The organism is Variovorax sp. LjRoot175 (genome assembly GCF_964253805.1).
Taxonomy (GTDB): domain Bacteria; phylum Pseudomonadota; class Gammaproteobacteria; order Burkholderiales; family Burkholderiaceae_C; genus Variovorax.
In genome coordinates this window covers 2299168-2322584 of sequence record NZ_CAXURY020000001.1, presented here as the reverse complement: position 1 = coordinate 2322584, position 23417 = coordinate 2299168, and the positions used below count along the sequence as shown (strand labels likewise).

General features: G+C 68.1%; 22 protein-coding genes and 1 tRNA gene. 15 read left to right on the top strand and 8 right to left on the bottom strand.

Annotated features, from left to right (window positions below; genetic code table 11):
• The first annotated feature begins 6 nt into the window (after positions 1-6).
• Together ACSQ89_RS11655 and ACSQ89_RS11650 are read left to right on the top strand one after the other, a co-directional pair.
• Positions 7-2730 carry a CoA-binding protein gene (locus ACSQ89_RS11655; protein WP_093109100.1) on the top strand — a complete coding sequence of 908 codons (2724 nt, stop codon included), beginning with the start codon at positions 7-9 and terminating at the stop codon, positions 2728-2730.
• A 49-nt stretch (positions 2731-2779) separates the two neighbouring features.
• The gene (locus tag ACSQ89_RS11650; protein ID WP_436296189.1) at positions 2780-4090 is read left to right on the top strand and encodes an MFS transporter; all 1311 of its coding nucleotides are present in this window, start codon (positions 2780-2782) and stop codon (positions 4088-4090) included.
• Here ACSQ89_RS11650 and ACSQ89_RS11645 read toward each other — a convergent pair.
• Together ACSQ89_RS11645 and ACSQ89_RS11640 are read right to left on the bottom strand one after the other, a co-directional pair.
• Positions 4087-4446 (bottom strand): hypothetical protein, encoded by a 360-nt coding sequence (locus ACSQ89_RS11645; protein WP_436296188.1) that lies wholly within the window; start codon positions 4444-4446, stop codon positions 4087-4089. The genes ACSQ89_RS11650 and ACSQ89_RS11645 overlap by 4 nt on opposite strands.
• Positions 4447-5498: 1052 nt before the next feature.
• On the bottom strand, positions 5499-5834 hold the full coding sequence (locus ACSQ89_RS11640; RefSeq protein ID WP_436292467.1) for a hypothetical protein: 336 nt from the start codon (positions 5832-5834) through the stop codon (positions 5499-5501).
• Positions 5835-6359: 525 nt separating this feature from the next.
• Here ACSQ89_RS11640 and ACSQ89_RS11635 point away from each other — a divergent pair.
• From ACSQ89_RS11635 to ACSQ89_RS11615, 5 genes are read left to right on the top strand one after another with little or no spacing between them, the layout of a single operon-like run.
• Positions 6360-7235 carry a DUF6502 family protein gene (locus ACSQ89_RS11635; protein WP_436292466.1) on the top strand — a complete coding sequence of 292 codons (876 nt, stop codon included), beginning with the start codon at positions 6360-6362 and terminating at the stop codon, positions 7233-7235.
• Positions 7232-8569 carry a DUF5666 domain-containing protein gene (locus ACSQ89_RS11630; RefSeq protein ID WP_436292465.1) on the top strand — a complete coding sequence of 446 codons (1338 nt, stop codon included), beginning with the start codon at positions 7232-7234 and terminating at the stop codon, positions 8567-8569. The genes ACSQ89_RS11635 and ACSQ89_RS11630 overlap by 4 nt, the downstream gene beginning before the upstream one ends.
• A gap of 4 nt (positions 8570-8573) precedes the next feature.
• Positions 8574-8759: a hypothetical protein gene (locus ACSQ89_RS11625; RefSeq protein ID WP_139191725.1), complete on the top strand. Its 186-nt coding sequence runs from the start codon at positions 8574-8576 to the stop codon at positions 8757-8759.
• A gap of 46 nt (positions 8760-8805) precedes the next feature.
• Complete coding sequence (locus tag ACSQ89_RS11620; protein ID WP_436292464.1) at positions 8806-9618, top strand: substrate-binding domain-containing protein; 813 nt, start codon at positions 8806-8808, stop codon at positions 9616-9618.
• 41 nt (positions 9619-9659) lie between these two features.
• A complete protein-coding gene (locus ACSQ89_RS11615) occupies positions 9660-10409 on the top strand; it encodes a transporter substrate-binding domain-containing protein (RefSeq protein ID WP_093109269.1) in 750 nt (249 codons plus the stop codon).
• Here the strand turns inward: ACSQ89_RS11615 and ACSQ89_RS11610 are convergent.
• Genes ACSQ89_RS11610 through alaS form a run of 3 tightly spaced genes read right to left on the bottom strand, consistent with a single transcriptional unit; the run spans position 10400 to position 15330 of the window.
• Positions 10400-11653 (bottom strand): D-amino acid dehydrogenase, encoded by a 1254-nt coding sequence (locus ACSQ89_RS11610; RefSeq protein WP_093109270.1) that lies wholly within the window; start codon positions 11651-11653, stop codon positions 10400-10402. The genes ACSQ89_RS11615 and ACSQ89_RS11610 overlap by 10 nt on opposite strands.
• A gap of 15 nt (positions 11654-11668) precedes the next feature.
• Positions 11669-12700: a 2-dehydropantoate 2-reductase gene (locus ACSQ89_RS11605; RefSeq protein ID WP_436292463.1), complete on the bottom strand. Its 1032-nt coding sequence runs from the start codon at positions 12698-12700 to the stop codon at positions 11669-11671.
• 5 nt (positions 12701-12705) lie between these two features.
• A complete protein-coding gene (gene alaS, locus ACSQ89_RS11600) occupies positions 12706-15330 on the bottom strand; it encodes an alanine--tRNA ligase (RefSeq protein WP_436296187.1) in 2625 nt (874 codons plus the stop codon).
• A gap of 150 nt (positions 15331-15480) precedes the next feature.
• Between alaS and ACSQ89_RS11595 the strand changes: the two genes are divergently transcribed.
• Both ACSQ89_RS11595 and ACSQ89_RS11590 read left to right on the top strand, forming a co-directional pair.
• A complete protein-coding gene (locus tag ACSQ89_RS11595) occupies positions 15481-15852 on the top strand; it encodes a DUF2784 domain-containing protein (protein ID WP_093109434.1) in 372 nt (123 codons plus the stop codon).
• A gap of 107 nt (positions 15853-15959) precedes the next feature.
• Positions 15960-16916: a cupin-like domain-containing protein gene (locus ACSQ89_RS11590; protein WP_436292461.1), complete on the top strand. Its 957-nt coding sequence runs from the start codon at positions 15960-15962 to the stop codon at positions 16914-16916.
• A gap of 16 nt (positions 16917-16932) precedes the next feature.
• On the opposite strand, the gene ACSQ89_RS11585 is transcribed toward ACSQ89_RS11590, so the two are convergent.
• Positions 16933-18357, bottom strand: a complete 1425-nt coding sequence (locus ACSQ89_RS11585) for an FAD-binding oxidoreductase (RefSeq protein WP_436292460.1) — start codon at positions 18355-18357, stop codon at positions 16933-16935.
• A 210-nt stretch (positions 18358-18567) separates the two neighbouring features.
• Here ACSQ89_RS11585 and ACSQ89_RS11580 point away from each other — a divergent pair, with 210 nt between their 5' ends.
• From ACSQ89_RS11580 to ACSQ89_RS11555, 6 genes are all read left to right on the top strand, one after another.
• Complete coding sequence (locus tag ACSQ89_RS11580) at positions 18568-18993, top strand: ester cyclase (protein ID WP_093109274.1); 426 nt, start codon at positions 18568-18570, stop codon at positions 18991-18993.
• A gap of 2 nt (positions 18994-18995) precedes the next feature.
• A complete protein-coding gene (locus tag ACSQ89_RS11575; protein ID WP_436292459.1) occupies positions 18996-19679 on the top strand; it encodes a TetR/AcrR family transcriptional regulator in 684 nt (227 codons plus the stop codon).
• A complete protein-coding gene (locus ACSQ89_RS11570; protein ID WP_436292458.1) occupies positions 19676-20152 on the top strand; it encodes a c-type cytochrome in 477 nt (158 codons plus the stop codon). The genes ACSQ89_RS11575 and ACSQ89_RS11570 overlap by 4 nt, the downstream gene beginning before the upstream one ends.
• A 61-nt stretch (positions 20153-20213) precedes the next feature.
• Positions 20214-20287: transfer RNA gene (locus ACSQ89_RS11565), tRNA-Gly, on the top strand.
• Between the two features lie 292 nt (positions 20288-20579).
• Positions 20580-20987: an FHA domain-containing protein gene (locus ACSQ89_RS11560; protein WP_436296186.1), complete on the top strand. Its 408-nt coding sequence runs from the start codon at positions 20580-20582 to the stop codon at positions 20985-20987.
• A 322-nt stretch (positions 20988-21309) separates the two neighbouring features.
• Positions 21310-21717: a GreA/GreB family elongation factor gene (locus tag ACSQ89_RS11555; RefSeq protein WP_093109278.1), complete on the top strand. Its 408-nt coding sequence runs from the start codon at positions 21310-21312 to the stop codon at positions 21715-21717.
• Positions 21718-21735: 18 nt separating this feature from the next.
• On the opposite strand, the gene ACSQ89_RS11550 is transcribed toward ACSQ89_RS11555, so the two are convergent.
• The gene (locus tag ACSQ89_RS11550; RefSeq protein WP_436292456.1) at positions 21736-22659 is read right to left on the bottom strand and encodes a hypothetical protein; all 924 of its coding nucleotides are present in this window, start codon (positions 22657-22659) and stop codon (positions 21736-21738) included.
• Positions 22660-22706: 47 nt separating this feature from the next.
• A complete protein-coding gene (locus ACSQ89_RS11545) occupies positions 22707-23372 on the bottom strand; it encodes a helix-turn-helix domain-containing protein (RefSeq protein WP_244503959.1) in 666 nt (221 codons plus the stop codon).
• Positions 23373-23417: the final 45 nt, after the last annotated feature.

Genomic DNA, 23417 nt, shown 5'->3' with positions numbered 1-23417 from the left:
ATCACCATGCAAGCCAACTGGCAGAAAAAAGGCGTCGGCGACTTCAAGTACCACGTCGGCATCAGCTCGCTCACGCAGGTGGCGTCGCGCGACGACCGCGTCTGCGTGCTCAACATCCTGGGCGGTGAATCGAGCGAGGTGACGCCGGTGAGCCATGTGTACTCCGGCGGCAACGTGGTGTGCGGCACGGCGCCGGGCAAGGGCGGTGCGGTGCTCGAGACGAGCATCGGCAACATCCCGGTCTACAACAACGTGCGCGACGCGCTGGCCGCGGGACACCGCTTCAACTGCGGCGTGGTCTATCTGCCGCCCTCGGCCGCGCGCGACGGCGTGGCCGAACTGATCCGCGTCAACCCCGACCTGCGCAAGATCTTCATCATCACCGAGAAGATCGCCGTGCACGACGCGCGCGAGATCCGCGCCATGGGGCAGCAGAACGGCATCGACATCTTCGGCGCCAACGGGCTCGGCGTGGCCGACTCGTGGAACCAGGTGCGCATCGGCGGCGCATTGGGCGGCGACAAGCCCGGCGACTCGCTCAGGCCGGGCTCGATCGCGATCTTCTCCAACTCGGGCGGCTTCTCGACCACCATCGCGCAGTACCTGCGCATGGCGGGCTGGGGCACCACCACGGTCATCTCATCGGGCAAGGACGTCTACATCCACTACGCGGCGCCCGAGTTCGCCTTCGCGCTGGCCAACGATGCGCGCAGCAAGGCCGCGGTGCTCTACTGCGAACCCGGCGGCTACTACGAGTTCGATGCCCAGTTCACCAAGCCGGTGGTGGCCTGCGTGGTGGGCCGCTGGAAGAGCAAGCTCACGCGCGCGGTCGGCCATGCCGGCGCGATGGCCGGCGGCTCGGACGACGCGCTGGCCAAGGAACGCTGGTTCATGGACAAGTTCGGCGTCGACGCGATCTTCACGCCCGACAACCCGGTGTTCTCTGCCAAGGGCGCGCTGGTGACCAACATCGCCCACATCCCGGCCGCGCTCACGGCCGTGATGCGCGCCAATGCGACCATGCCCGACTTCGCGGCCGAAGGAAACCTGGCGCTCAAGCCCTGGTTCGGTTCCGACGAAGGGCTGGATCTGCCCGATGAACTGCGTCCGCTGGTGGTGGAAGCGGTCGCGCCCTACAACGAACAGGTGGCGCTGCTCAACACGCAGATCGGCGGCGTGGTGCCGCGCCAGGCCATGAAGGATGCATCCGGCGCCTCGCAGATGGACGCGAAGACGCAGGTCAGCAGCCTGCACGGCACCAGCATGCTCGATGCGGCCACGCTGCCGCTGGAGTCGAACGTCGCGCTGGCGCTGGTGCACGACGCCGGCGGCGAGAACGACCGCAAGCTGATCGCACCCGCGATCGCGGCCTTCGTCAACCTGCATGGCCGGCCCGAGCTGGCGGCAGCCGAAGCCAGCCGCGAGGCCGGCAACGCGCCCAACGCGGTGCTGGCCGCCGCGGCCGCCATCGTCGGGCCGAAGCGGCAGCAAGCGGCGCGCGCTGCGCTCAAGTTCATGCTCGAGCGCTTCCATGCCGCCGGGCTGGGCACCGAGTTCGGCGCCTCGCTGAGCGAGAGCTTCGACGTCGGCACAGTCGATGCCTCGGACCCGCCCGAGCTCACGACCGAGACACCCGATGCCCGCGCCCAGGCCCTGATCGCCGGCGTCCGGGCACGCGGCGCGCGTTCGGTGTTCCTGCGCTGGCTGCAGAACCAACCGGGCCATCCGACCGAAGCCGCGGTGCTGGCCGCGATCTCGGCCACGCTGGCCTGGGGCCCGCTCTCGCGCAAGCGCATCTCGCGTCTGACCGCCGAGAACTTCCCCTGGTGGCTGCAACTGTTTGGCACGCTGATCGGCGCTTCGGCCGAGGCCTCGAAGCACGAGGCCGGGCGCTTCTGCGGCATCGCGCAGGAGCAGATGCTGGGAAGCCTCAGCCTGGGCGAGATCGCCTTCGCGGCGCTCCTGGGCCACACACCGGGCGAGAAGGATCTGTTCGCCTTCCAGACGCTGGTCGGCCTGCTCCTGACCAACGGCCCGGGCGCGATCTCGGCGCAGGGCGCCAAGGGCGCGGTCTCGGCCGACGGACCCGAGCAGCCCGAGCGCGTGCAGCTCAACAAGGCGCTGGTCGGCTTTCTCACGCACACCGGCTATGCGCACGGCGGCAACGGCTATGAGGGCATCGCCTACCTCAACGAGCAGTTCAAGGCGAGCGGCCTGAAGGATCCGAGCGCCAGCGACCACGGCATCGACCTGAAGGCGCTGGCCGCGCGCGCGGTGGAGCAGTACGCGCAATACAAAAGCCAGAAGAAGACCGTGGGCAGCCTCGACATCGCCAAGCTGCCCGGCGTGAACCATCCAGTGTTCAAGGACAAGCCGGTCAACTTCGATCCGCGCGAAGTGTTCATCGCCAAGCTGCAGGAAGCGCGCGGCGACTGCAACGTGTTCCACGATTTCTACCGGGCGCTGGTGCAGCAGCTGTTCGACGCCGGCGTCTCGCGCAACGTCTACTGCGTGAACGTCGACGCGGTGATCGCGGCCCTGCTGCTCAAGATGCTGTGGCAGCCGCTGCAGTCAGGCGAGATCGGCGAACGCGAGCTCGAGACCGCAGCCTTCACCATCTTCCTCTACCCGCGCATGCTCGGCTGCGCGGCCGAGATCGACGACCACCTGAACCGCGGACGCAACATGGACACGCGCACCGCCGCCTCGCTCTGCAAGTTCGTCGCCTGAGCCAGGGCCTGTTCAGGCTCTGGTCAGCATGCCGCAAGCACGATCCATCATGACCACAGCCATCCTGGCCGACGGCGCGCCCGCGTCCGTTCAACAAGGCTCCAAGCTCGGCGCGGTGCTCCGCGTGACGAGCGGCAACTTCCTCGAGCAGTTCGACTTCTTCCTGTTCGGCTTCTATGCGACCTACATCGCGAAGGCCTTCTTTCCCGCCACCAGTGATTTCGCTTCGCTGATGCTGACCTTCGCGGTGTTCGGCGCCGGCTTCCTGATGCGGCCGCTGGGCGCCATCGTCCTCGGTGTCTACATCGACGAGGTCGGGCGCCGCAAGGGCCTGATCGTCACGCTCGCGATCATGGCCAGCGGCACCGTGCTGATCGCCTTCGTCCCGGGCTATGCCTCGATCGGCCTGCTCGCGCCGGCCCTGGTGCTGCTGGGCCGGCTGCTGCAGGGCTTCTCGGCGGGCGCCGAGCTGGGCGGCGTCTCGGTCTACCTCTCGGAGATGGCGACGCCCGGGCACAAGGGCTTCTACACCGCCTGGCAATCGGCGAGCCAGCAGGTCGCGATCGTGCTGGCCGCGGCGCTGGGTTTCGCACTCAACGAGCTCATGAGCCCCGAGACGCTGGCCGGCTGGGGCTGGCGCGTGCCCTTCTTCGTCGGCTGCGCGATCATCCCCTGCATCTTCGTGCTGCGCCGCTCGCTGCAGGAGACCGAGGAGTTCCAGGCCCGCAAACACCATCCGACGACGCGCGAGGTGGCCGCATCGATGCGGCAGAACTGGCGCATCGTGTTCGCCGGAATGCTGCTGGTGGCGATGACCACCGCCACCTTCTACCTGATCACGGTCTACACGCCGACCTTCGGCCGCACGGTGCTGCACCTGAGCGCCAAGGACAGCCTGGTCGTCACGCTGCTGGTCGCCGTCACCAACTTCATCTGGCTGCCGGTGGGCGGCGCACTCTCCGATCGCATCGGCCGCAAGCCGCTGCTCGTCGCGATGACCGTGCTGGCCGTCCTCACCGCCTATCCGGCCATGTCCTGGCTGGCGGCGGCGCCGAGCTTCGGCCGCATGCTCGACGTGCTCTTGTGGTTCTCGTTCCTGTTCGGCATGTACAACGGTGCGATGGTGGTCGCGCTCACCGAAGTGATGCCGGCGCAGGTGCGCGTGGTCGGCTTCTCGCTGGCCTACAGCCTCGCCACCGCGATCTTCGGCGGCTTCACGCCGGCCGTGTCGACCTGGTTGATCGAGGCGACTGCGGACAAGGCGGCGCCGGCCTACTGGATGAGCTTCGCGGCGGTCTGCGGGCTGATTGCGACGCTGGCGCTGTACCGGCGCCAGGCCGGGAGGGTGGTCCGAGCCTAGATCAAGTCATCTTCCGGGTCCGCCGCCGCCACTAGGCCCGCCGCCGCCACCGGGCCCACCGCCGCCACCGGGTCCGCCGCCACCGCCGGGTCCGCCGCCACCGCCAGGCCCACCGCCACCGCCAGGCCCACCGCCACCGCCGGCACCACCACCGGCACTACCGCCGCCGGCACCACCGGCACCACCGGCACCACCACCACCACCACCACCACCACCGGCACCGCCACCACCGGCACCGGCACCGCCACCGCCACCACCGGCACCGCCACCGCCACCACCGGCACCGGCACCACCGCCAGCGCCACCACCACCGGCGGCGCCAGCGCCGGAGCCAGCACCCGAGGAGCTACCGCCACCGCTGCCGCCGGGATCGGCGCCAATACCTCCGCCCGAACCTTTGGAGATGATCACTGCGCCGGCAGTCCCGGCTTGTGATGCCTGAGGCGCCTGACCTGCCTGCCTGAAGTTCCAGCAGGGCACCTCTCCAAAGGGGTTGTATCGGTCGCAGGCGGTCGAGCTTCTTGTTGCCGGACGAGCGGCGGCTTGGAGCTGTGTGCCTGAGCGCGCCGCAGGTCGCGCCTCGCTGAGGCTGGGGCGCGCATCGGCCACAGGTGGGCTCGCCAACACCACGACCGGAGCGGCAGGCGCGTCGCCCTTGGCTTCGGGTGCGTCTGCCGTGGCAGTTCGGGGTTGGATGGGTGGCTGCGCTCTTGGCATCGGCATCGGCGCTGGCACCGGCGTTGCTTCGACACGCGCCGTTCTGGGCTGAACCTGAACAGTCGCCACCGTGGTTCGAGCCGGCTGGGGAACGAGATCGTCTTGATCAACCGAGGCTTCAGCTGGTGAGCCCACGCTCGATAGAGCCTGCGGCACATCAGGCTGCTGTGGCGTGCCTCTTGTTGCCGCCGTCGCCGGGTGAACAGAGGCCACCGGCGCGGGGTCCACGGACGCGGCAGGCGGCGGCGAAGAAGCAACTGCTGTTTGCTCCGCAGCCGGGCTGGCCGGCTGCAACAGGGATGAGGCCGCGCTCGAAGGCGGGACAATGCGCGTCGCATCGCGGCTCAAGTACCAGAGGACGAAAGCGCCATGCAGCAGCGCCAGCACGATCAACAACAAGACGATGGACACGTCGACACCTGGCGGCACGGGTATCCATCCCACGCGTCTCAGTGCACCAGTGCTCCGCGGCTCGCGAGCAACAGCCTTCAACGCCAACGAATAGCGCGGCGCCGTTGGCACCGCGAGCGGTTCACTGGACGTGGTGGTATCGAACGTTGTCGTGCCTGAGCGGATGCCCGAGAACTTGCCCGCACAACCCCGGCAATACCTTGCGCTGTCTCTGTTGGGCGTGTGGCACGACTCGCAGAACTTGGTCATTCCGATGATCCGTCGGACAGTGCAAGCAGCGCTATGGGATGGGGATGAACTTCGTGACGATCACCAGTGAATTGATCACGAGCCAGAAGGCTGCAAAGTCCAAGGCCCATGCCCGCCGCGGGACGATGCGCGACTCCTTCGGCAGCGGCACTTTTTTGCCTGCATCTCTGCTGGCATAGAAGGCCGGCAGCTTGTGCGAACAGCATTTGCAATACCGCGCAGAGCCCATGTTGATGGTGCTGCAGGCCTCGCAGATTTCGGCTGACGCAGTGCCTGATTGCAACCTCGCCAGATCGATGAGGTTTCCAAAGGCGACGCCCGAAGACGTGACTGGAGGCTCGGCAAAAGAAACAGAAGCGGCAGTCATGGATGCTCTCCTCGACGAAAGACAGATGCAGGTTCACCGAAGGTTTGCCCGGCGCCGCAGTACCGGTCTGCCTTGGCTTGCGCAAGACTGCGCCCCAATCGTTGCTCCGCGATCGCGCGTCTTGCGAACATCAGCAGCTCTGCGTCCGTGGGCCCGCGCCCCGCACCCTCGATGTGCCTCCGGAAGGCGCGAACGATGCGGTCCTGTATCGCTTTCCTGACGTGCGTCGCTGCAGCAAAGGCCCGGTGCGCGCTCATTTCATGCGCAGCGATCGAGACTCGCGGCGCCGCCATGCTGCGTCGCCACGCAACGACCGGGCGGCCGCTCCTCCAGGGCGTGATCTTTTTCTTGCTACGTGTGACTGGCTTTGACATTTTTCTCTCCTGAGGAAGCACCTTGGATGTGAAATCTTCACATCTGTAGTTCTCTTGTCTTATAGTGATGTGCTTCTTTTTGTAAGACAGCGACGCAAGTCGCTGTCCAGTTGGTAACTGGGCGTTAAGCCCGTCACTGTCCGAGGACCGATTGCCCAGCGACAAGGCACAGATCACAGAAGGCCAACTTGCCTGGGTCCTGGCGGCTTGCGCACGCGTCATGCGTCCGTTGGTCAGGCTCGCGCTGGCCTTCGGTGTCAAGCATCCCCATCTGGAGGAATTGCTGCGGGATCTCCTGATCGACGAAGCGCGCCGTGCGTGGCTCCAGAACAAGGGCGCCGAGCCGAACATCAGCCAGCTGTCGGTGACGACAGGCTTGAACCGCAAGGCCGTGACCACGAAGGTGCGTGAGCCGGAAGATCCGTTGCCGCACACCGAGATGTCAGCCGCGGCCAAGACCCTGACCCTGTGGCTGCAGATGATCGACGACGACCCTGTGCACCGGTCCCTCCCCATCGTGGCCGAAGCCCAGGCGTCATCGTTCGAAACCGTTGCCCGGCGCGCCAGCCATGGCAACGTGCACCACCGCGCCATCCTCGACGAGCTGGTGCGTTTGAACATGGCGATCGAGCACGAGGGCCTCGCCGAGCTCAACGCCACCGCCTTCGTTCCGGCGAAGGACTTGAAGACGATGCTCGCCTTCCTGGGCGACAACACGCGCGATCACCTGCTCGCGGGCGTAGCCAACACGCTCGGCGCAGAGCCGCCCTTGCTCGAACGATCGGTATTCGCAGCCGGGATTGCGCTGGAGGACTGCGAACGCATCCACGAGCTCGTGCGCGAGCGGTGGAGCCAACTTCATCACGAATTGACCCGGGAAATGACGCGCGCCTTCGAAGAGGCCGAGAAAACGGCTTCGGGCCGCATCAGGGTCGGCATTTACACCTACTATGAAGACGGCGCAGCCGAGCGCGCTGAAGCACCGGCTGCCACGCCCTCGAAACGACTACGGGGAAGAAAAGCATGACGAACGACTCGCTGCGCAATGGCTTGCTGGCGCTGTTGACCGGCTTGCTGCTCTCTTGCGGCGGTGGCGGCAGCAGCAGCAGCAGCAGCAGCAGCGGAGCCGGAAGCGCAGCGTTCGGCAGCGCCGGCATTGCAGGATTGACCGCCGAGTCGCTCGGCGGCGGCGGCACCAGCGACGGCCAGGGCGGAAGCTCGTCCGGCACGGATGGCGGCTCGACAACGGCCTCCAGCGGCGACGACGGATCGGGCGTGGGCTCCGGCGGTACCGGCGTGAGCACCGCCGATGCGGCCGGCATCGGCGGGGTCGATGGCGCGGGCAGCATCATCGTCAGCGGACTGCGCTACGACACGGACACCGCCGTCATCAACCTCGAGGATGCCGCATCCCTGCAGCTGGGAATGAGCGTGAAGGTCAGCGGGCCGGTCAACGCCGACTTCACGAGCGGCACGGCCCGCCGGGTCGATTCGGCTGCCGATATTCGCGGCCCGCTTTCGTCGGTCGATCTGGCGCAGGGCAGCTTCGTCGTCATGGGCACCACGGTGACCACCGACAACGCCACCGTCTGGGCCGATGCGACCGGACTTGCTGCCATCGCACCCAACACGACGCTGCAGGTCTGGGGCCTGCCGGCGGCACCCGGCGTGCTTCGTGCGACGCGCGTCGAGCAGCACGGCCCCTCGGCACCGATCCTCACCGGCACGGTCCAGAACCTCGATCAGGCACGACGCACCTTCACGCTCGGCAGCTTCGTTATCGACTACAGCGTCGCGGCCCTGAGCGGCAGCCCCGACGGGCGCCCGCCTGCCAACGGCACCCTCGTGCGCGTGCGTGCGAGCACCGCCCTGCCGGGCCGCCTGCCTGCCACCCTCGTGCAGTGGTGGTACCCGGTGCCGACGGCGAACACCACGCCGGTCCAGCTCGCGGGCGTCGTCACTGACTACGCGGGACTGGGTTCGCTGCGGGTGCTGGGCGCGCCGGTGGACGCCTCTTCCGCGCTGATCACCGGAGGGCCGGACGGCTCGGTCGGCAATGGCGTGAAGGTGGACGTGGCCGGCACGATGTCCAACGGCATCCTCAAGGCCACCAAGCTCAAGATCAGGCATATCCCTGGCACCGGCGGGCCGGCGTCGTTCACCCTGATCGGGGCCATCGGCAACTTCAGCTCCGCCTCGAGCTTCTGGGTACAAGGACAACTCGTGAATGCCGGCGGCCCGGGCGTCGTGTTCGTCAACGGCGCCGCGTCGAACCTGGGCAACGGGGTGCGCGTGAGCGTCGAGGGCGCGCAGGTCGTCGATGGCGTGCTGATCGCCACCCGTGTGAGCTTCGACAGCTAGTTCGATGACCGATCCCATGAGCCAATGGGTCGGTGCCTTCCTGGCCGAGTGGTGCCGCCTGTCCGAAGGGCTTGCCGATCCCGAGCAATCGGCGGAGTTCGCGAAGGACATCTACGCCTCGTACGGGCAGCGCGATCCTGTCGAAGTCGCCGCAGAAATGTGGGGTGACGGAGCGGGGCGGACCGCCTGACAGCTTCCAGCCCTACGATGGCTGGCAGACAACCCAGGAGACGCCAATGACTTTTCCCACGCTCACGCGCCGCGCGGCATTGCTGCTCGCTGCCCTCGCCCTCGCCGGCTGCGGCAGCCTCGGCGGCAAGCCCGACATCGCTGCCGAACCGATCCACGTCATGACCTCGGGCGGCTTCACCGCCGCCTACAACGAGCTCACGCCCGGCTACGAAAAAGCCAACGGCCGCAAGGTGCAGACCGCCTACGGCGCCTCGATGGGCGCGGCCAGCGACTCGATCCCGAGCCGCCTCGCGCGCGGCGAGCCGGCCGACATCGTGATCCTTGCGCGCCCTGCCCTCGACGCGCTGGTGGCGCAGGGCAAGGTGGTGTCCGGCAGCCAGGTCGATCTGGTGCGCTCGTCGATCGGCTTCGCGGTGCGCACCGGCACGCCCAAGCCCGACCTCAGCACGGTCGATGCACTCAAGCGCACGCTGCTCGCAGCGCCGTCGATCGCCTATTCGGCCAGCGCCAGCGGCACCTACTACGAGACCGAGCTGCTCAAGAAGCTGGGCATCGAGGACCAGGTGAAGCCGAAGAGCAAGCGCATCCTCAGCGAACGCGTCGGCACCGTGGTCGCACGCGGCGATGCGGCGCTGGGCCTGCAGCAGGTCAGCGAGCTGCTGCCCATCAAGGGCATCGACTACATCGGACCGCTGCCGGCGGAAGTGCAGCGCGTCACGGTGTTCTCGGCCGGCATCGCGACCGGCGCCAAGCAGCCCGAGGCGGCGCGGCAGCTGATCCGCTACATGAACTCGCCGGCCGCCGCGCCGGTGATCGAACGCACCGGGCTCGAAGCGATCGCGGCACGCGGCCCGTAAACTGGCGCGGCCCCGATCAACCACCGACGCCCGCAACGACCATGAGCTCGCCGATCACCCCCGCCATCGTCTCGGCCCTTGCGCCCACCGGCACGCTGCGTGCCTCCATCAACCTCGGCAATCCGATCCTCGCGAACAAGGAAGCAGCCAGCGGCGACCCGGCCGGCGTCTCGGTCGACCTGGCGCGTGCTCTTGCAGAACGCCTGTCCGTTCCGATCGGGCTGGTGGTGTTCGAGAAGGCGGCCGCGTCCGTCGATGCAGTACGCAACGAGCAGGCCGATATCGGCTTCTTCGCGATCGATCCGGCGCGCAGCGAGGGCCTACGCTTCACCGCGCCCTATGTGCTGATCGAGGGCAGCTACCTGGTGCCCGCGGCCTCGCCGATCCGGCGCAACGAGCAGGTGGACCAGGGCGATGTCCGCATCGCGGTCGGCACCGGCAGCGCCTACGACCTCTTCCTCACGCGCGAGATCAAGGAGGCGCAGATCGAGCGCGTGCAGGGCGCCAAGGGCGTGTTCGAGAGGCTGCACGCGGGCCAGGTCGAGGTGGCGGCCGGCATTCGGCAGGTGCTCGAGGCCGAGGCCGGACGCACGCCCGGCTTGCGCCTGCTGCCGGGGCGCTTCATGGTGATCCAGCAGGCGATGGGCACGCCGGCCTCGCGCGGCGCGGAAGCGGCCGCCGCGCTGGCCGCCTTCGTCGAGGAGATGAAGGCCAGCGGCTTCGTGGCCGAGGCGCTGGCGCGGCATCGCATCCGGGGCGCCAGCGTGGCGCCTGCGGCCGTTCAGGCGTAGCGCGCCAGGCCCAATCCTTCCATATCGATCTCGGGCGAGCGGCCGCCGATCAGGTCGGCCATCACGCGGCCCGTGCCGGCCGCCATGGTCCAGCCCAGCGTGCCGTGGCCGGTGGCCAGCAGCAGCTTCGAAATAGGCGTGGCGCCGAGGATGGGCGTGCCGTCGGGCGTCATCGGCCTGAGGCCGGTCCAGAACTCCGCGCCTTCGACGCTGCCGCCCTGCGGGAACAGATCGGTGACCACGTGCTCCAGCGTGTCGCGCCGCCGGTCGTTCAGCCGCAGGTCGTAGCCCGAGAGCTGCGCCGTGCCGCCGACGCGGATGCGGTCGCCCAGCCGCGTCACGGCGACCTTGAAGGTCTCGTCCATCACCGTCGACTCGGGCGCCATCGCCGCGTCGGCGATCGGCACCGTGATCGAGAAGCCCTTGACCGGATACACCGGCAGGCGAATGCCCAGCGGCTTCAGCAGCTTCGGCGAGTAGCTGCCCAGCGCCACCACGTAGCGGTCGGCGCGAAAGGGGCCGGCCTCGGTATGGACGGCGGTCACGCCGGCGGCGTCGCGCGCGATGTCGGTGATGCCCACGCCGAAGCGAAAGCGCACGCCCGCCGCTTCGGCCAGCCGCGCCAGCGCCTGCGTGAACTTGAAGCAGTCGCCGGTTTCATCGCCCGGCAGGCGCAGGCCGCCGACGAACTTCTCCCTCACCGCGGCCAGCGCCGGCTCGTGCCGCACGCAGCCCTCGCGGTCCAGCAACTGGTAGGGCACGCCGTAGGCCTTGAGGATCTCGATGTCCTTGCCGGTGCCGTCGAGCTGCTTCTGCGTGCGGAACAGCTGAAGCGTGCCTAACGCGCGCTCGTCGTAGCGGATGCCGGTGTCGGCGCGCAGCTGCTGGAGGCAGTCGCGGCTGTATTCGGCCAGGCGCACCATGCGGCCCTTGTTGAGTTCGTAGCGCGCATGCGTGCAGTTGCACAGCATCGCGATCCCCCAGCGCCACATCGCGGGATCGAGCATCGGCCTGATGACCAGCGGGCTGTGCCGCATCAAAAGCCACTTGATCGCCTTGAGCGGCACGCCGGGCCCGGCCCAGGGCGCCGAGTAGCCGGGCGACACCTCGCCGGCGTTGGCATAGCTGGTCTCCAGCGCCGGCGCCCGCTGGCGGTCGAGCACGGTGACCTCGTGGCCGGCCTTGGCGAGGTAGTAGGCCACGGTGGTGCCGATCACCCCGCTGCCCAGAATCAGTACTTGCATGCGAATCCTTGCCGTCTATGTCAAACCCAGCGCCGATTGCAATCGTTGTGCCGACAAGTGCTCCGGCCGCTCGGGCCAGGCTTCCAGCAGCGCCACCATCTTCTCGTTGATCGGCGCGCGGGCGCCGTTCGACTTGGCGAGCCGCACCACCTCGCCGCACAGCGCGTCGATCTCGGTGCGCCGGCCCAGCGCCAGGTCGTCGGCCATGCTGGAGCGCGCCTTGTCGTCGATGCGCAGCATGCGCGCCGCGACCAGGCGGAACAGCGGCGTCGGCAGGCGCAGCATAAACGGCAGGCGCCGCGCCGGCACCGCCGCGAGCTGCGCCGGCGCGATGTTGGCCCACGCCAGGGCATCCAGCGCTTCGTCCATCAGGGCCGCCAGACAGCGGCGGTAGCCGCGGTCCAGCAGCTGCTCGCGCAGCGGCAGGCCCGAGAGCGCGTTGATCGGGTTGTTGAGATTGAGCAGCAGCTTGCCCCATTGGACCGACAGCATGTCGTCATAGGTGTCGACCGGTACGCCGGCACGCTCGAACACGGCCAGCCAGGGCCGCAGCGCCCTGCTGCGCCGGGCGGCCAGCCGGCCGACCGTGCCGCGGTGGAAGCTGCCGGGTTCGATCTCCGCGACGTTGTACGGCACCATGCCGGGCAGCACATAGAGCGTGGGTGCGACCTTCGATGCGACGGCCGCATTCGAGATGCCGTTCTGCAGCAAAAGCACCGGCGTGCCGGCCGGCAGCGCCTCGGCCAGCGCGGCCGCGGCCTCGACCGTCGCACTGCTCTTCACGGTCAGGAGCACCAGCGAGGGCCGTATGCCCAGAGGCACCCGCTCCTCGAGATGCAACGCGTCGGGCGGCACGTGGCGCTCCATGCCGTCGAGATCGCTGAGCGTGATCCCGCGCCGCGCGAGCGTCTGAAGCACGCGCGGGCGGCCGACAAAGACCACACGCACGCCCTCCGCCGCCAGGCAGCCGCCGATAAAGCAGCCGATGGTGCCGGCACCCATCACGAGCACGTCGACGGGCACCGGCTCGGACTCGGGCTCGGCCATGTGCGCTAGATCCGTTCCGCGACCCAGCCCTGCACCGACTGCAGCGCGGCCGGCAGGCCTGCCGCATCGGTGCCGCCGGCCATGGCCATGTCGGGCTTGCCGCCGCCCTTGCCGCCGACCTGCTGGGCGACGAAGTTGACCAGCTCGCCCGCTTTCACCTTGCCCATGGTGTCGGCCGTGACGCCGGCGGCGATCTGCACCTTGCCGCCGTCGACGGCCGCCAGCACGATGGCCGCGGTCTTGAGCTTGTCCTTGAGCTTGTCCATGGTCTCGCGCAGCGTCTTGGCATCGGCGCCGTCGAGCTTGGCGGCGAGCACCTTGATGCCGCCCACGTCCACCGCCTGCGCGAGCAGTTCGTCGCCCTTGGACGAAGCGAGCTTGCCCTTGAGCGCGCCGACCTCGCGCTCCAGCGCGCGCACCTGATCGAGCACCTGCGTGAGGCGCGGCTGCAGTTCCGAGGCCGGCGTCTTCAGCGTGGCGGCCACGCTGTTCACCGTCGCCTCGAGCTCCTGCAGATAGGCCAGCGCATTGGCGCCGGTCAGCGCCTCGATGCGGCGCACGCCGGCGGCCACGCCGCCTTCGCTCACGATCTTGAACAGGCCGATGTCGCCGGTGCGCGCGACGTGCGTGCCGCCGCACAGCTCGCGGCTGGAACCGATGTCGAGCACGCGCACGGTGTCGCCGTACTTCTCGCCGAACAGCATCACGGCGCCGGTCTGCTGGGCCGACTCCATGTCCATCAGGCGCGCCTGGGTCGCCTGGTTGGCCAGGATCTCGGCGTTCACGCGCTTCTCGATCTCGAGGATCTGCGCTGCGCTGACGGGCGCGTTGTGCGCGAAGTCGAAGCGCGTCTTGTCGGCATCGACCAGCGAGCCCTTCTGCTGCACGTGCGTGCCCAGCACCTCACGCAGCGCCTTGTGCATCAGGTGGGTGACGCTGTGGTTGCGCATGGTGGCGGCGCGCAGCATCGTGTCGACGCGCGCGGTGACGGCATCGCCCACCTTCAACGTGCCCTGCGTCTGCGTGCCATGGTGGCCGAACACGTCGGCCTTGATCTTCTGCGTGTCGTCGACGCCGAACTGCACGCCTTCGGCCGCCAGCACGCCCTGGTCGCCGACCTGGCCGCCGCTCTCGGCATAGAAGGGCGTGGTGTCGAGCACCACGATGCCGGGCTGGCCTTCTTTCAGTTCCTGCACCGGCGCGCCTTCGTAGTAGAGGGCCACGACCTTGGCCTCTTCTTCGAGGTGCTCGTAGCCGGTGAAGGTATTGGCCCCGCCGCTGTACTCGACGGCGCGGTCCATCTTGAACTTGCCGGCGGCGCGGCCGGCGGCCTTCTGCTTTTCCATCGCCGCGTTGAAGCCGGCCGCATCGACCTCGACGCCGCGCTCGCGGCACACGTCGGCCGAGAGGTCGAGCGGAAAGCCGTAGGTGTCGTGCAGCTTGAAGGCCACTTCGCCCGGCAGCACCTTGGCGCCATCGGCCAGGGCCGCGTCGAGGATTTCCATGCCGTTGGCCAGCGTCTCGAAGAAGCGTTCTTCCTCGGCCTTCAGCGTCTCGGTAATGCGCTTCTCGTCGGCCACGAGCTTCGGATAGGCGTCGCCCATCAGCGCCACGAGGTCGGGCACCAGCTTGTGGAAGAAGGGCTTCTTCTGGCCCAGCTTGTAGCCGTGGCGGATCGCGCGGCGCACGATGCGGCGCTGCACGTAGCCGCGGCCCTCGTTGCTGGGGATCACGCCGTCGGCCACCAGGAAGGCGGTGGCGCGGATGTGGTCGGCGATCACGCGCAGGCTCTTGTTGTCGAGGTCTTTCTCGCCGGTTTCGCGCGAGGCAGCCTTGATCAGCGCAGCGAAGATGTCGATCTCGTAGTTGCTGTGCACGTGCTGCAGGATCGCGGCCAGGCGCTCCAGGCCCATGCCGGTGTCGACGCAGGGCGCGGGCAGCGGCTTCACGCTGCCGTCGGGCTGCATGTCGAACTGCATGAACACGTTGTTCCAGATCTCGATGTAGCGGTCGCCGTCTTCATCGGGCGAGCCGGGCGGGCCGCCAGCGATCTCGGGGCCGTGGTCGTAGAAGATTTCCGAGCACGGGCCGCAGGGGCCGGTGTCGGCCATCATCCAGAAGTTGTCGGACATGTAGCGACCGCCCTTGTTGTCGCCGATGCGCACCACGCGCTCGGGGGGCAGGCCGATTTCCTTGGTCCAGATGTCGTAGGCCTCGTCGTCCTCGATGTAGACGGTGGCCCAGAGCTTCTCGGCCGGCAGCTTGTAGACCTGGGTCAGCAGCTCGAAGGCCCAGGTGAGCGACTCGCGCTTGAAGTAGTCGCCGAAGCTCCAGTTGCCCAGCATCTCGAAGAAGGTGTGGTGGCGCGCGGTGTAGCCGACGTTCTCGAGGTCGTTGTGCTTGCCGCCGGCGCGCAGGCAGGCCTGCACCGAGGCCGCGCGCACGTAGGGGCGCTTGTCGGTGCCGAGGAACACGTCCTTGAACTGCACCATGCCCGAGTTGGTGAACATCAGCGTCGGGTCGTTGCCGGGCACCAGCGAACTCGACGGCACCACGGTATGGCCCTTGGAGGCGAAGAAATCGAGGAAGGACTTGCGGATGTCCGCAACGCTGAAGGTGGGCTGGCTCATCTTGGACTGGACTTCTGAGAGAGGCGGCCGAGCGGGCAGCCCCTGCATCGAACCCACCTAACTGCTTGATTTGCTTGAACATTCGATTATAGGTTTGGCCCCCTGCCCCGACCGCCCCTGTTGGTATGGCGAAGACCTATGCTCGGGCCCATGAACGACCGCCTGCTGGCCGATGCCGTGCTGGTGCTGCACGGCCTTTTCATCCTGTTCGTGGTGGCGGGCGGCCTGCTCGTGTGGCGCTGGCCGCGGCTCGCCTGGCTGCACCTGCCGGCGGTGCTGTGGGGCGCATGGGTGGCATGGACCGGAGGGTACTGCCCGCTGACGCCGCTCGAGAACGAACTGCGGCTCGCGGCCGGCCAGGCCGGCTACAGCGGCGGCTTCATCGACCATTACCTGCTCGGCGCGATCTATCCCGAAGGCCTCACCCGCGGCGCGCAGATCGCGTCGGGCACATTCGTCGCCGTGCTCAATCTGGGGGTGTATGGGCTGCTTCTTCGCAGGTGGCGCGCGAAGCGAAGCTGATGCCAAGCCGCTAGAAAATTGAAAACAAAAGGAGTACTCTTTCGCCGAACAGCTCGGCGCCGGCGCGTCACGCGCACGGCAGGATCGGTTGGCCTGAGGAGGTCATCATGCTCGGTGAATTCGTCACAAGAGAACAGGTCGCCACCCTTGCAGCACGAGCGCGGCGACAGCCGGAACACCTGCTCGAGTTCGAGCCCGACGTGGTGCGCAGTTCGTACAACCTGCGGCCGTTCCTGATCCATCACCATCTCTGCGAACACCCCAGCTTCTCGCTAGACGCATTGTTCGCGCTCTGCCGGCGATTGCCGCGCGGGCAGGTGCAGTACCGCGTCGGCGCCATTCCCGGCGATGCGAATTTCGACTCCTCCTACGAGCGCTACCGCGAGGGCCTGCGCTTCGACGACGTGCTGGAGCAATTCGAAGAACACAAGGCCTACATCTGCATCTACAACCCGGAGCGCGATGCGGGCTACCGGCCGGTGCTGGAGGACCTGCTGGCCGAGATCGCCGCGGCCATCGAAGACATCGATCCGGTGATCACCTGGTACTCGACCTACGTCTTCATCTCGACGCGCGACGCGGTCACGCCCTACCACATGGACCGCGAGATGAACTTCCTGCTGCAGGTGCGCGGCGAGAAGGAAGTGATGCTCTGGAATCCGCGCGACGACGAGATCATGAGCGCCGCCGAGAAGGACCGCCTGCTCGCGGCTTTCGAGAGCCAGCGCCCGAGCTACAAGCCCTCCTTCGAAGCCAAGGCGATGCGCTACGAACTGCGGCCCGGCTTTGGCGTGCACCATCCCTTCATCGCGCCCCACCGCGTCCATACCGGCCCCGACCTGTCCGTCTCGCTCGCCTTCACCTTCCGCACGCAGAAGTCCGACCTGCGGACCAGCGCGCATGCCTTCAACCACGTGCTGCGCCGCTGCGGCTGGTCGCCGGCGGAGGTCGGGGCCGAGCATCCGTACGCCGATCGCGCCAAGGCGGCGGCGGCGCACGCGATGGATGTGCCGCTCGAGTTGCTGCGCAAGCACCGGCACGCGCGTTCGGCCGCCGCGCACTGACGAAGGCGCAACGCGCTCAAGGCGCCGGCTCGATGTTCAGGTTCATGCGGAACAGGTTGCCCGGATCGAATTGCCGCTTCACGGCCTGCAGGCGCGGGTAGTTCGCGCCGTAGCTGCCCGCGACGCGCTCGGCCTCGTCCTCCGTCAGGAAATTGACGTAGCCGCCGCCGGTTGCGTGCGGCACGGCATCCTGGAAAACCTGCCGCGCCCATGCGCGCACCCGCTCGTCGTCGGCCGCGTCGGACCAGCGGCCATGCACGTTCATGATGTAGCGCGCATCGCGGCCGACGAAAGCCGTGTCATCGGGTTTCACGCGCGCCATCGCGCCGCCGAGCTGGGCGATGAAGATCTCGCACGCCGGCCCCGGCAGCCGGCCGACGGAAGCGATCACGAGGTCGAGCGCCGCATCGCTCAGCGTGCTGAAGTTGTTCGACTTCCAGTAGTTGCGGCTGCCCGGCGTGAGCAGCGGATCGAAGGCCGACTGGAAGCCGACATAGGGCGTCGGCCCCAGCGCAGTCCCGAGCGGATCGCCGAACTGCAGCACCGGCGCGGCGGCGCGCTCGCCGGCTTCGACATCGCCGCTGTAGACGAGCGGCAAGATCACCACCTCCGTGCCGTGGACCGATTCGGGAAGGAAGGGCAGCGGGGGCGCCTTGCGCATCACCGTCCACACGCTCAGCTCGTCGGGCGCGCCGGCGGTGAAGTCGCGCCACGCGCGCAGGACCTGCTGCGCCTGCGCAAACGGATAGACCACCAGGCCCGAGTACACCTCGGGGCCGACCTCATGCAGCTGGAACTCGAACGAGGTCGCCACGCCGAAGTTGCCGCCGCCGCCGCGCAAGGCCCAGAACAGCTCGGGTTCCGAGGTGGGCGAGGCGACGCGCTCGGTGCCGTCGGCGATCACGACGGTGGCGCGCAACAGGTTGTCGATGGTCAGGCCATGGCGGCGCGTCAGCCAGCCGAAGCCGCCGCCGAGCGTGAGCCCGGCCACGCCGGTGGTGGAATTGATGCCGAGCGGCGTGGCCAGGCCGTGGGCCTGCGCCTCGCGATCGAAGTCGCCGAGCAGCGCGCCCGCGGCGACGCGCGCGGTGCGCTTCGCGGCATCGACCACGACCGTGCGCATGCCCGACAGGTCGATCATCAGCCCGCCCTCCGCGACCGCATTGCCCGCGATGTGATGGCCACCGCCGCGCACGCTGAGCAGCATCTTGTGCGCCGCGGCGAAACGCACGGCGGCCTGGACATCGCTGTCTTTCATGCACCGCGCGATCAGCGCCGGTCGGCGGTCGACCGTGCCGTTCCAGACCTTGCGCGCTTCGTCGTAGGCGGCATCGGCAGCGCCGAACACCCCGCCGCTGATCTGCGCCGCAAAAGCGGCGACGTCGGACTGCTGGAGTTGCCGGACGTCCTTGTCCAGCGTCTGGTAGGTCAGAGAGGTCATGGGGTGCTCCCGGAGTGAACGCGTTGAAGAGCCGGAGGCTCATTCTTGCGATCTGGCCGCTCCCGCACCTGACCCGGCGTCCTTGAAATCTATCCGTGCGTCCGGACGGTGGCGGGCTGGGGCGCTCTCGGATCAAATGAGATTAATTTCTTGTAATGAGACTAAAATCTCATTACGATACTGGCACTTCAACCCGCAAGGACACTCACCATGGCACTGACCCGCAGCGAAATGGATCGCAAGCTCGACGAGCATTTCAATTTCGAAGCCCAGGACAACGTGGAGGGTGTGCTGGCCACGCTCACGGCCGACGTCGAGCACGACGTGGTCGGCTGGCCCAGCGGCCCCAGCCGCAGCCGCGAAGGCGCGCGCCCGTTCTACGAGACGCTGTTCGCCGACCTGTCCGAAGGCAAGGTCGAATCCAGGCGCCGCCTCTACGGCGACAACTTCATGGTCGACGATTCGCTATGGAGCGGCCGGGCGCCGGGCCACCCCTTCGGCATGGACGGCCGCGACCGTCCGCTGGCCTTCCGCCTGCTGCACGTGATCGAGTTCGCCGACAACGGCGACATCCGCCGGGAGAACGTCTGGGTCGACCTGGGCGCCATCCTGCAGCAGTTGCCCCAGGTGGGCTGAGCATGGCGGGAAACGAAGGCCGCCCGCAGCAGAAGCAGCGCACCCGCAAGGCCCTGCTGCAGGCCGCATCGCAACTGACGAAACAGGGACGCCGGCCGACGCTCGAGGAGATCGCCGAAGAGGCGCTGGTTTCGCGCGCCACTGCCTACCGCTATTTTCCGAACGTCGAGGCGCTGCATCTGGAGGCATCGATCGACATCGAGACGCCCCAGGCGGAGGATGCGCTGCGCGGCGCGCCGGCGGACGACGTGGTCGCCCGTCTCGAACACGTGGACGACGCGCTGCACACGATGATCGCGGCCAACGAGGCGCCGCTGCGAATGATGCTGGCGCAGTCGCTGGAGCGAAGCGCCCGCGGCGAAACCGACGCGCAGCTGCCGGCACGCCAGAACCGCCGCACGCCGCTGCTCGAAGCCGCGCTCGCGCCGGCGAACGGCTCCATCAAGCCGGCGGCGCTGAAGAACCTCAAGCACGCGCTCGCACTGGTGATCGGTACCGAGGCCATGGTGGTCTTCAAGGATGTGCTTCGACTCGACGACGCCGAGGCGCGCAAGGTCAGGCGCTGGGCGATCCGGGCGCTGGTCGCGGCTGCGGCGCAGCCTGCGCTCGCACCGGCCAGGCCGGTTCAGCGCAAACCGAAGGAAACGATTCTTCCCCGTCGATCTCGTCCAAGGAGTTCTCCATGACAGCGCGCCCGAAATTCGTTGCCGCCGCATTCGCCCTTCTCGCCTGCGCCGGAACCTTGGCCGGGCCGGCGGAAGCAGGCAAGGATCAACTGCGCCGCGGCCGCTACCTGATACAGGTCGCCGGCTGCAACGATTGCCACACGCCGAACTACGGACCCAGCAACGGCCAGGTCGACGAGAAGCTCTGGCTCACGGGCGATGCCCTGGGCTGGGCGGGTCCCTGGGGCACGACCTATGCCACCAACCTGCGCCTGCTGATGGCCAGCATGAGCGAGCAGCAGTGGATCCACCATGCGCGCAACATGCGGCCGCGGCCACCCATGCCCTGGTTCAATGTCCGCGCCATGAGCGATGCCGACCTGAAGGCCATCTATGCATTCACCCGCTCGCTAGGCCCCGGCGGTTCGCCGGCACCCGGCTATGTACCGCCCGGCAAGAAGGCTACGGGGCCGGTGGTGCAGTTCCCGGAGTGAGGCAGCGCGTGGCGCGCTGAGCGTTCAGGCGGCAGCGACCGCAGTAGAATCCGCGCCTGCTGCGGGTGTAGTTCAATGGCAGAACGGCAGCTTCCCAAGCTTCATACGAGGGTTCGATTCCCTTCACCCGCTCCAAACCCGACCATTGCGCATCACGGCCCCTCTCGCAGGGGCCGTTTTCATTGCGCTGGTGGTATCGATCGTCACGGCCCGGAGTCGGCCTTCATGCGTTGCTTCGAGGACGTATTCGCACCATCGATGCATCCCATTCACCCAAAGCGTTTTACTCCCGAAGCGCTCATCCCTAACCTCTGCCGACCTCCAATCCGCCCCCATTGAAGGGACGGACTGAGGTCTGCAGACGCGTGCCTGGCGCTCCAGCGTTCGTCGATCTGCCGGTACAGAACGACAGAACGGAACGCGAGACATGCCCAAACTCCTCCTGTTGATCAGCGCCAACACCACCAGGCAGATCAAACTGCGCAAGCCGGAAACCAGCATCGGGCGGGCCTCGGGCAACGACATCGTCATCAGGCATGAAAGAGTCAGCCGTTTCCATGCCGCGCTGGTCCTCGACGGTCCATTCGTGACGATCAAGGATCTGGCCAGCAGCAACGGCGTCTACGTGAACGACGTCAAGGTGGAGACGCAGCATCTTGTCGATGGCGACAGCATCTCCATCGGCGGCTGCAGAATGCGCTTCCTGGCCGGCAATCAGGACTACACGGCCGTCGAGGCCTTGCGGCTGCTGACGATCCCGGGGCTTCCGCTCGAACTGGCATCTCAGCGCGTCTCTCCCACATGGGCTGACGCATTGCGCGGCGCGGCCGCCTGACCCGCTCGATCTCGGCACTCCTCGAAGGGTCATCCGCCAAGCCGCCCTCGCACCGCCTCCTACAATGGGTCGCATGCGCTTCCCGGCCACCGCCCTCCTCGTCACTGACTGCCCCGCTGCAGCCCCCGCCGCCCTCGCGGCAGGCCGGCGCACGCACGCAGCCGACGGCAAGGCGACCCGGCCCGCTGAGCGCACGCCAGCCGCACTTTCCCCCGCCCGGCGATCGCCCTTCCCTCTTCTCGTTTAGCGCAACCATCGATCGCCGGGCTTAAGCCCCGCGCGACAGCGACCCTTTGCGGCTCGCATTCGACTGGAGTGCTTCATGTCATCGACGACCACCCTTCGCGGCGAGCGCACGCTCACCGAACTCGATCACCTTCGTCTCAGCAAGCTGCTCGACGAAAAATCCCACCCGGGGCTCGAAGCTCTCCTCGATGCCGCCGAACTGCTGCGCTCGCGCGAAGTGCCGGCGGATGTCGTCACGATGTATTCGCAAGTGACCATCGCGGATGTGCCCTCGGGCCGGCGCCACAAGCTGACCCTCTGCTACCCCAAGGATGCCAACCCCGGCGCCGGCCTCGTCTCGGTACTCTCGCCGGTCGGCATGAGCCTGATCGGCTTGCGGCTCGGCGCGGTGGCGAGCTGGACTTTGCCGAGCGGCGAGGAAGGCCGCGCCGAGGTGGTCGAGATCCTGTTCCAGCCCGAGGCCAGCGGCGACTACACGACCTGAGAGCCCGCGCGAACACCCTCAGTCGTCGACGCCGGCCAGCAGATCCTGCGACTCGTCGTCGAAGCCCGGCACCGGTTGCGCCTTGGCCAGGGCCATCCAGAGGCTGAAGGGCATGCGCGGCAGCGCGCGGTGCACGGCCGAGCGCGCCACGACCAGCCGGCCCTCTTGCGCGATCAGCACGCCGCATTCGGCCGGAATCTCGTCGGGCTCGCCGATGGGCCGGCCCTTCGCATCGCAGCCCAGCACGTACCAGCACTCGCCGCCGAGGTCGAGGTAGGCAGCGCGCTTGTCGGGCCTGCGCAGGTCGCTCAGCAGGTCGGCGCGATTGACCTTGACTTCGTGGACGATCGGTTGCGCATAGGCCTCGACGCTGGTGTTGCGGATCGAGAAGACGTCCGGCCGCGCGATGCACCAGCGCGGCTTGTCGCCCTCGTTCACCGCCGGCAGCCGCGCCCGCAAACTTAAGGCCCGCCAGGCCACGCGGCCGGCGCGCGTCATCTCGCGCGCGACCTGCTCGACCAGCGCCTCGTGCTTGGAGAGCACCGCGCGGTTGACGACCAGCGTGCGCGCAATGTGCGCGATGCCGGCATCGGTGACACGCAGCGTTTCGTGGCCCGGCGCCGAGCGCACGCGTTCCAGCAGGCCGGCGGCCAGCAGGTCGACCTCGATGGCGTCGCAGCAAGGCCAGCCGGCCGAGCGATAGACCTCGCGCAGGCGGCGCGCATGCAGGCGCCCCAGCGCCGCCGCGCCGGGCGGCGGATCGGCCACCGGCGGCGGCGCGCCTGGCTCGGTCATCGGCGGATCAACCGCCGGCGGGTCGCCCTCCGGCGGCGGCGGTGGCGGTTGCGCGGGCGTTGGCGGGATCGGCAGATCGGGCGCGGGCGGCGGCGGCCCGATGGGTGCGTCGACGTCGATGCCCTGCGAGGTGAGTGCTGCTGTCATCGCGCAAGGTTAGCGAAAAGCAGCGGCCGAGGCGAGTGCGGGCGCGGCTACGGGCGCTGGCCCGCAGACCCGGACATGACCACCACCACCTGCGCCTGCGTCTTCCCGACCGAGAGATAGACATGCCCCACGCTGCTGTCGAAGTAGACCGACTCGTTGCGCCGCACCAGCACCGACTCGCCGGTCTCGAAGCGGATGCGCACGGCGCCGGACAAGACCATGCAGAACTCGTGGCCGGGATGCCGGATGAAATCGGCGAACTCGTTTTCGTGGCGCGCCAGGATGCGGCCGTGCATCGGCTCCATGGTCTTCGCCGGATAGTCGGTGCACAGCATCCGGTATTCGTACTGGTCGCTGGCATAGCTCGGCGAACTGTCGAGCGCCGAATGAACGAAGGTCGGCGCCGCCTTGCCCGTGCGGCGCGCGGCCGGATCGAACAGGCGCGAGATATCGACGTTCAGCGCCCGCGCGACAGCAGCGAATTTCTCGTAGCTGATGGAGATCTGCCCGAGCTCCATCTTCGACAGCGTGGACAAGGCCACGCCCGAACGAGCGGACAACTCCTTCAGCGTGAGCTTGGCGGCCTTGCGGATCGAACGCAGCCGCTCGCCCATGACGTCGCGTCCTATCGATTCGACGGGCGCGGCGGCCGATCTGGTGCGGCGCGATTTCTTCGCGGGCGGCGTGGGCGGAGGACGCAAGGGACGGACCATGGGGCGGCGCATTATGGCGCACGGGGTGCGGCTTGACCGTACCTG

What these genes read in the sequence shown, in the direction of transcription:
- ACSQ89_RS11655 (WP_093109100.1), top strand. Translation starts at nt 7, where the DNA reads ATGCAAGCCAACTGGCAGAAAAAAGGCGTCGGCGACTTCAAGTACCAC.
- ACSQ89_RS11650 (WP_436296189.1), top strand. Translation starts at nt 2,780, where the DNA reads ATGACCACAGCCATCCTGGCCGACGGCGCGCCCGCGTCCGTTCAACAA.
- ACSQ89_RS11640 (WP_436292467.1), bottom strand. Translation starts at nt 5,834, where the DNA reads ATGACTGCCGCTTCTGTTTCTTTTGCCGAGCCTCCAGTCACGTCTTCG.
- ACSQ89_RS11630 (WP_436292465.1), top strand. Translation starts at nt 7,232, where the DNA reads ATGACGAACGACTCGCTGCGCAATGGCTTGCTGGCGCTGTTGACCGGC.
- ACSQ89_RS11625 (WP_139191725.1), top strand. Translation starts at nt 8,574, where the DNA reads ATGACCGATCCCATGAGCCAATGGGTCGGTGCCTTCCTGGCCGAGTGG.
- ACSQ89_RS11620 (WP_436292464.1), top strand. Translation starts at nt 8,806, where the DNA reads ATGACTTTTCCCACGCTCACGCGCCGCGCGGCATTGCTGCTCGCTGCC.
- ACSQ89_RS11615 (WP_093109269.1), top strand. Translation starts at nt 9,660, where the DNA reads ATGAGCTCGCCGATCACCCCCGCCATCGTCTCGGCCCTTGCGCCCACC.
- ACSQ89_RS11610 (WP_093109270.1), bottom strand. Translation starts at nt 11,653, where the DNA reads ATGCAAGTACTGATTCTGGGCAGCGGGGTGATCGGCACCACCGTGGCC.
- ACSQ89_RS11605 (WP_436292463.1), bottom strand. Translation starts at nt 12,700, where the DNA reads ATGGCCGAGCCCGAGTCCGAGCCGGTGCCCGTCGACGTGCTCGTGATG.
- alaS (WP_436296187.1), bottom strand. Translation starts at nt 15,330, where the DNA reads ATGAGCCAGCCCACCTTCAGCGTTGCGGACATCCGCAAGTCCTTCCTC.
- ACSQ89_RS11595 (WP_093109434.1), top strand. Translation starts at nt 15,481, where the DNA reads ATGAACGACCGCCTGCTGGCCGATGCCGTGCTGGTGCTGCACGGCCTT.
- ACSQ89_RS11590 (WP_436292461.1), top strand. Translation starts at nt 15,960, where the DNA reads ATGCTCGGTGAATTCGTCACAAGAGAACAGGTCGCCACCCTTGCAGCA.
- ACSQ89_RS11585 (WP_436292460.1), bottom strand. Translation starts at nt 18,357, where the DNA reads ATGACCTCTCTGACCTACCAGACGCTGGACAAGGACGTCCGGCAACTC.
- ACSQ89_RS11580 (WP_093109274.1), top strand. Translation starts at nt 18,568, where the DNA reads ATGGCACTGACCCGCAGCGAAATGGATCGCAAGCTCGACGAGCATTTC.
- ACSQ89_RS11575 (WP_436292459.1), top strand. Translation starts at nt 18,996, where the DNA reads ATGGCGGGAAACGAAGGCCGCCCGCAGCAGAAGCAGCGCACCCGCAAG.
- ACSQ89_RS11570 (WP_436292458.1), top strand. Translation starts at nt 19,676, where the DNA reads ATGACAGCGCGCCCGAAATTCGTTGCCGCCGCATTCGCCCTTCTCGCC.
- ACSQ89_RS11560 (WP_436296186.1), top strand. Translation starts at nt 20,580, where the DNA reads ATGCCCAAACTCCTCCTGTTGATCAGCGCCAACACCACCAGGCAGATC.
- ACSQ89_RS11555 (WP_093109278.1), top strand. Translation starts at nt 21,310, where the DNA reads ATGTCATCGACGACCACCCTTCGCGGCGAGCGCACGCTCACCGAACTC.
- ACSQ89_RS11550 (WP_436292456.1), bottom strand. Translation starts at nt 22,659, where the DNA reads ATGACAGCAGCACTCACCTCGCAGGGCATCGACGTCGACGCACCCATC.
- ACSQ89_RS11545 (WP_244503959.1), bottom strand. Translation starts at nt 23,372, where the DNA reads ATGGTCCGTCCCTTGCGTCCTCCGCCCACGCCGCCCGCGAAGAAATCG.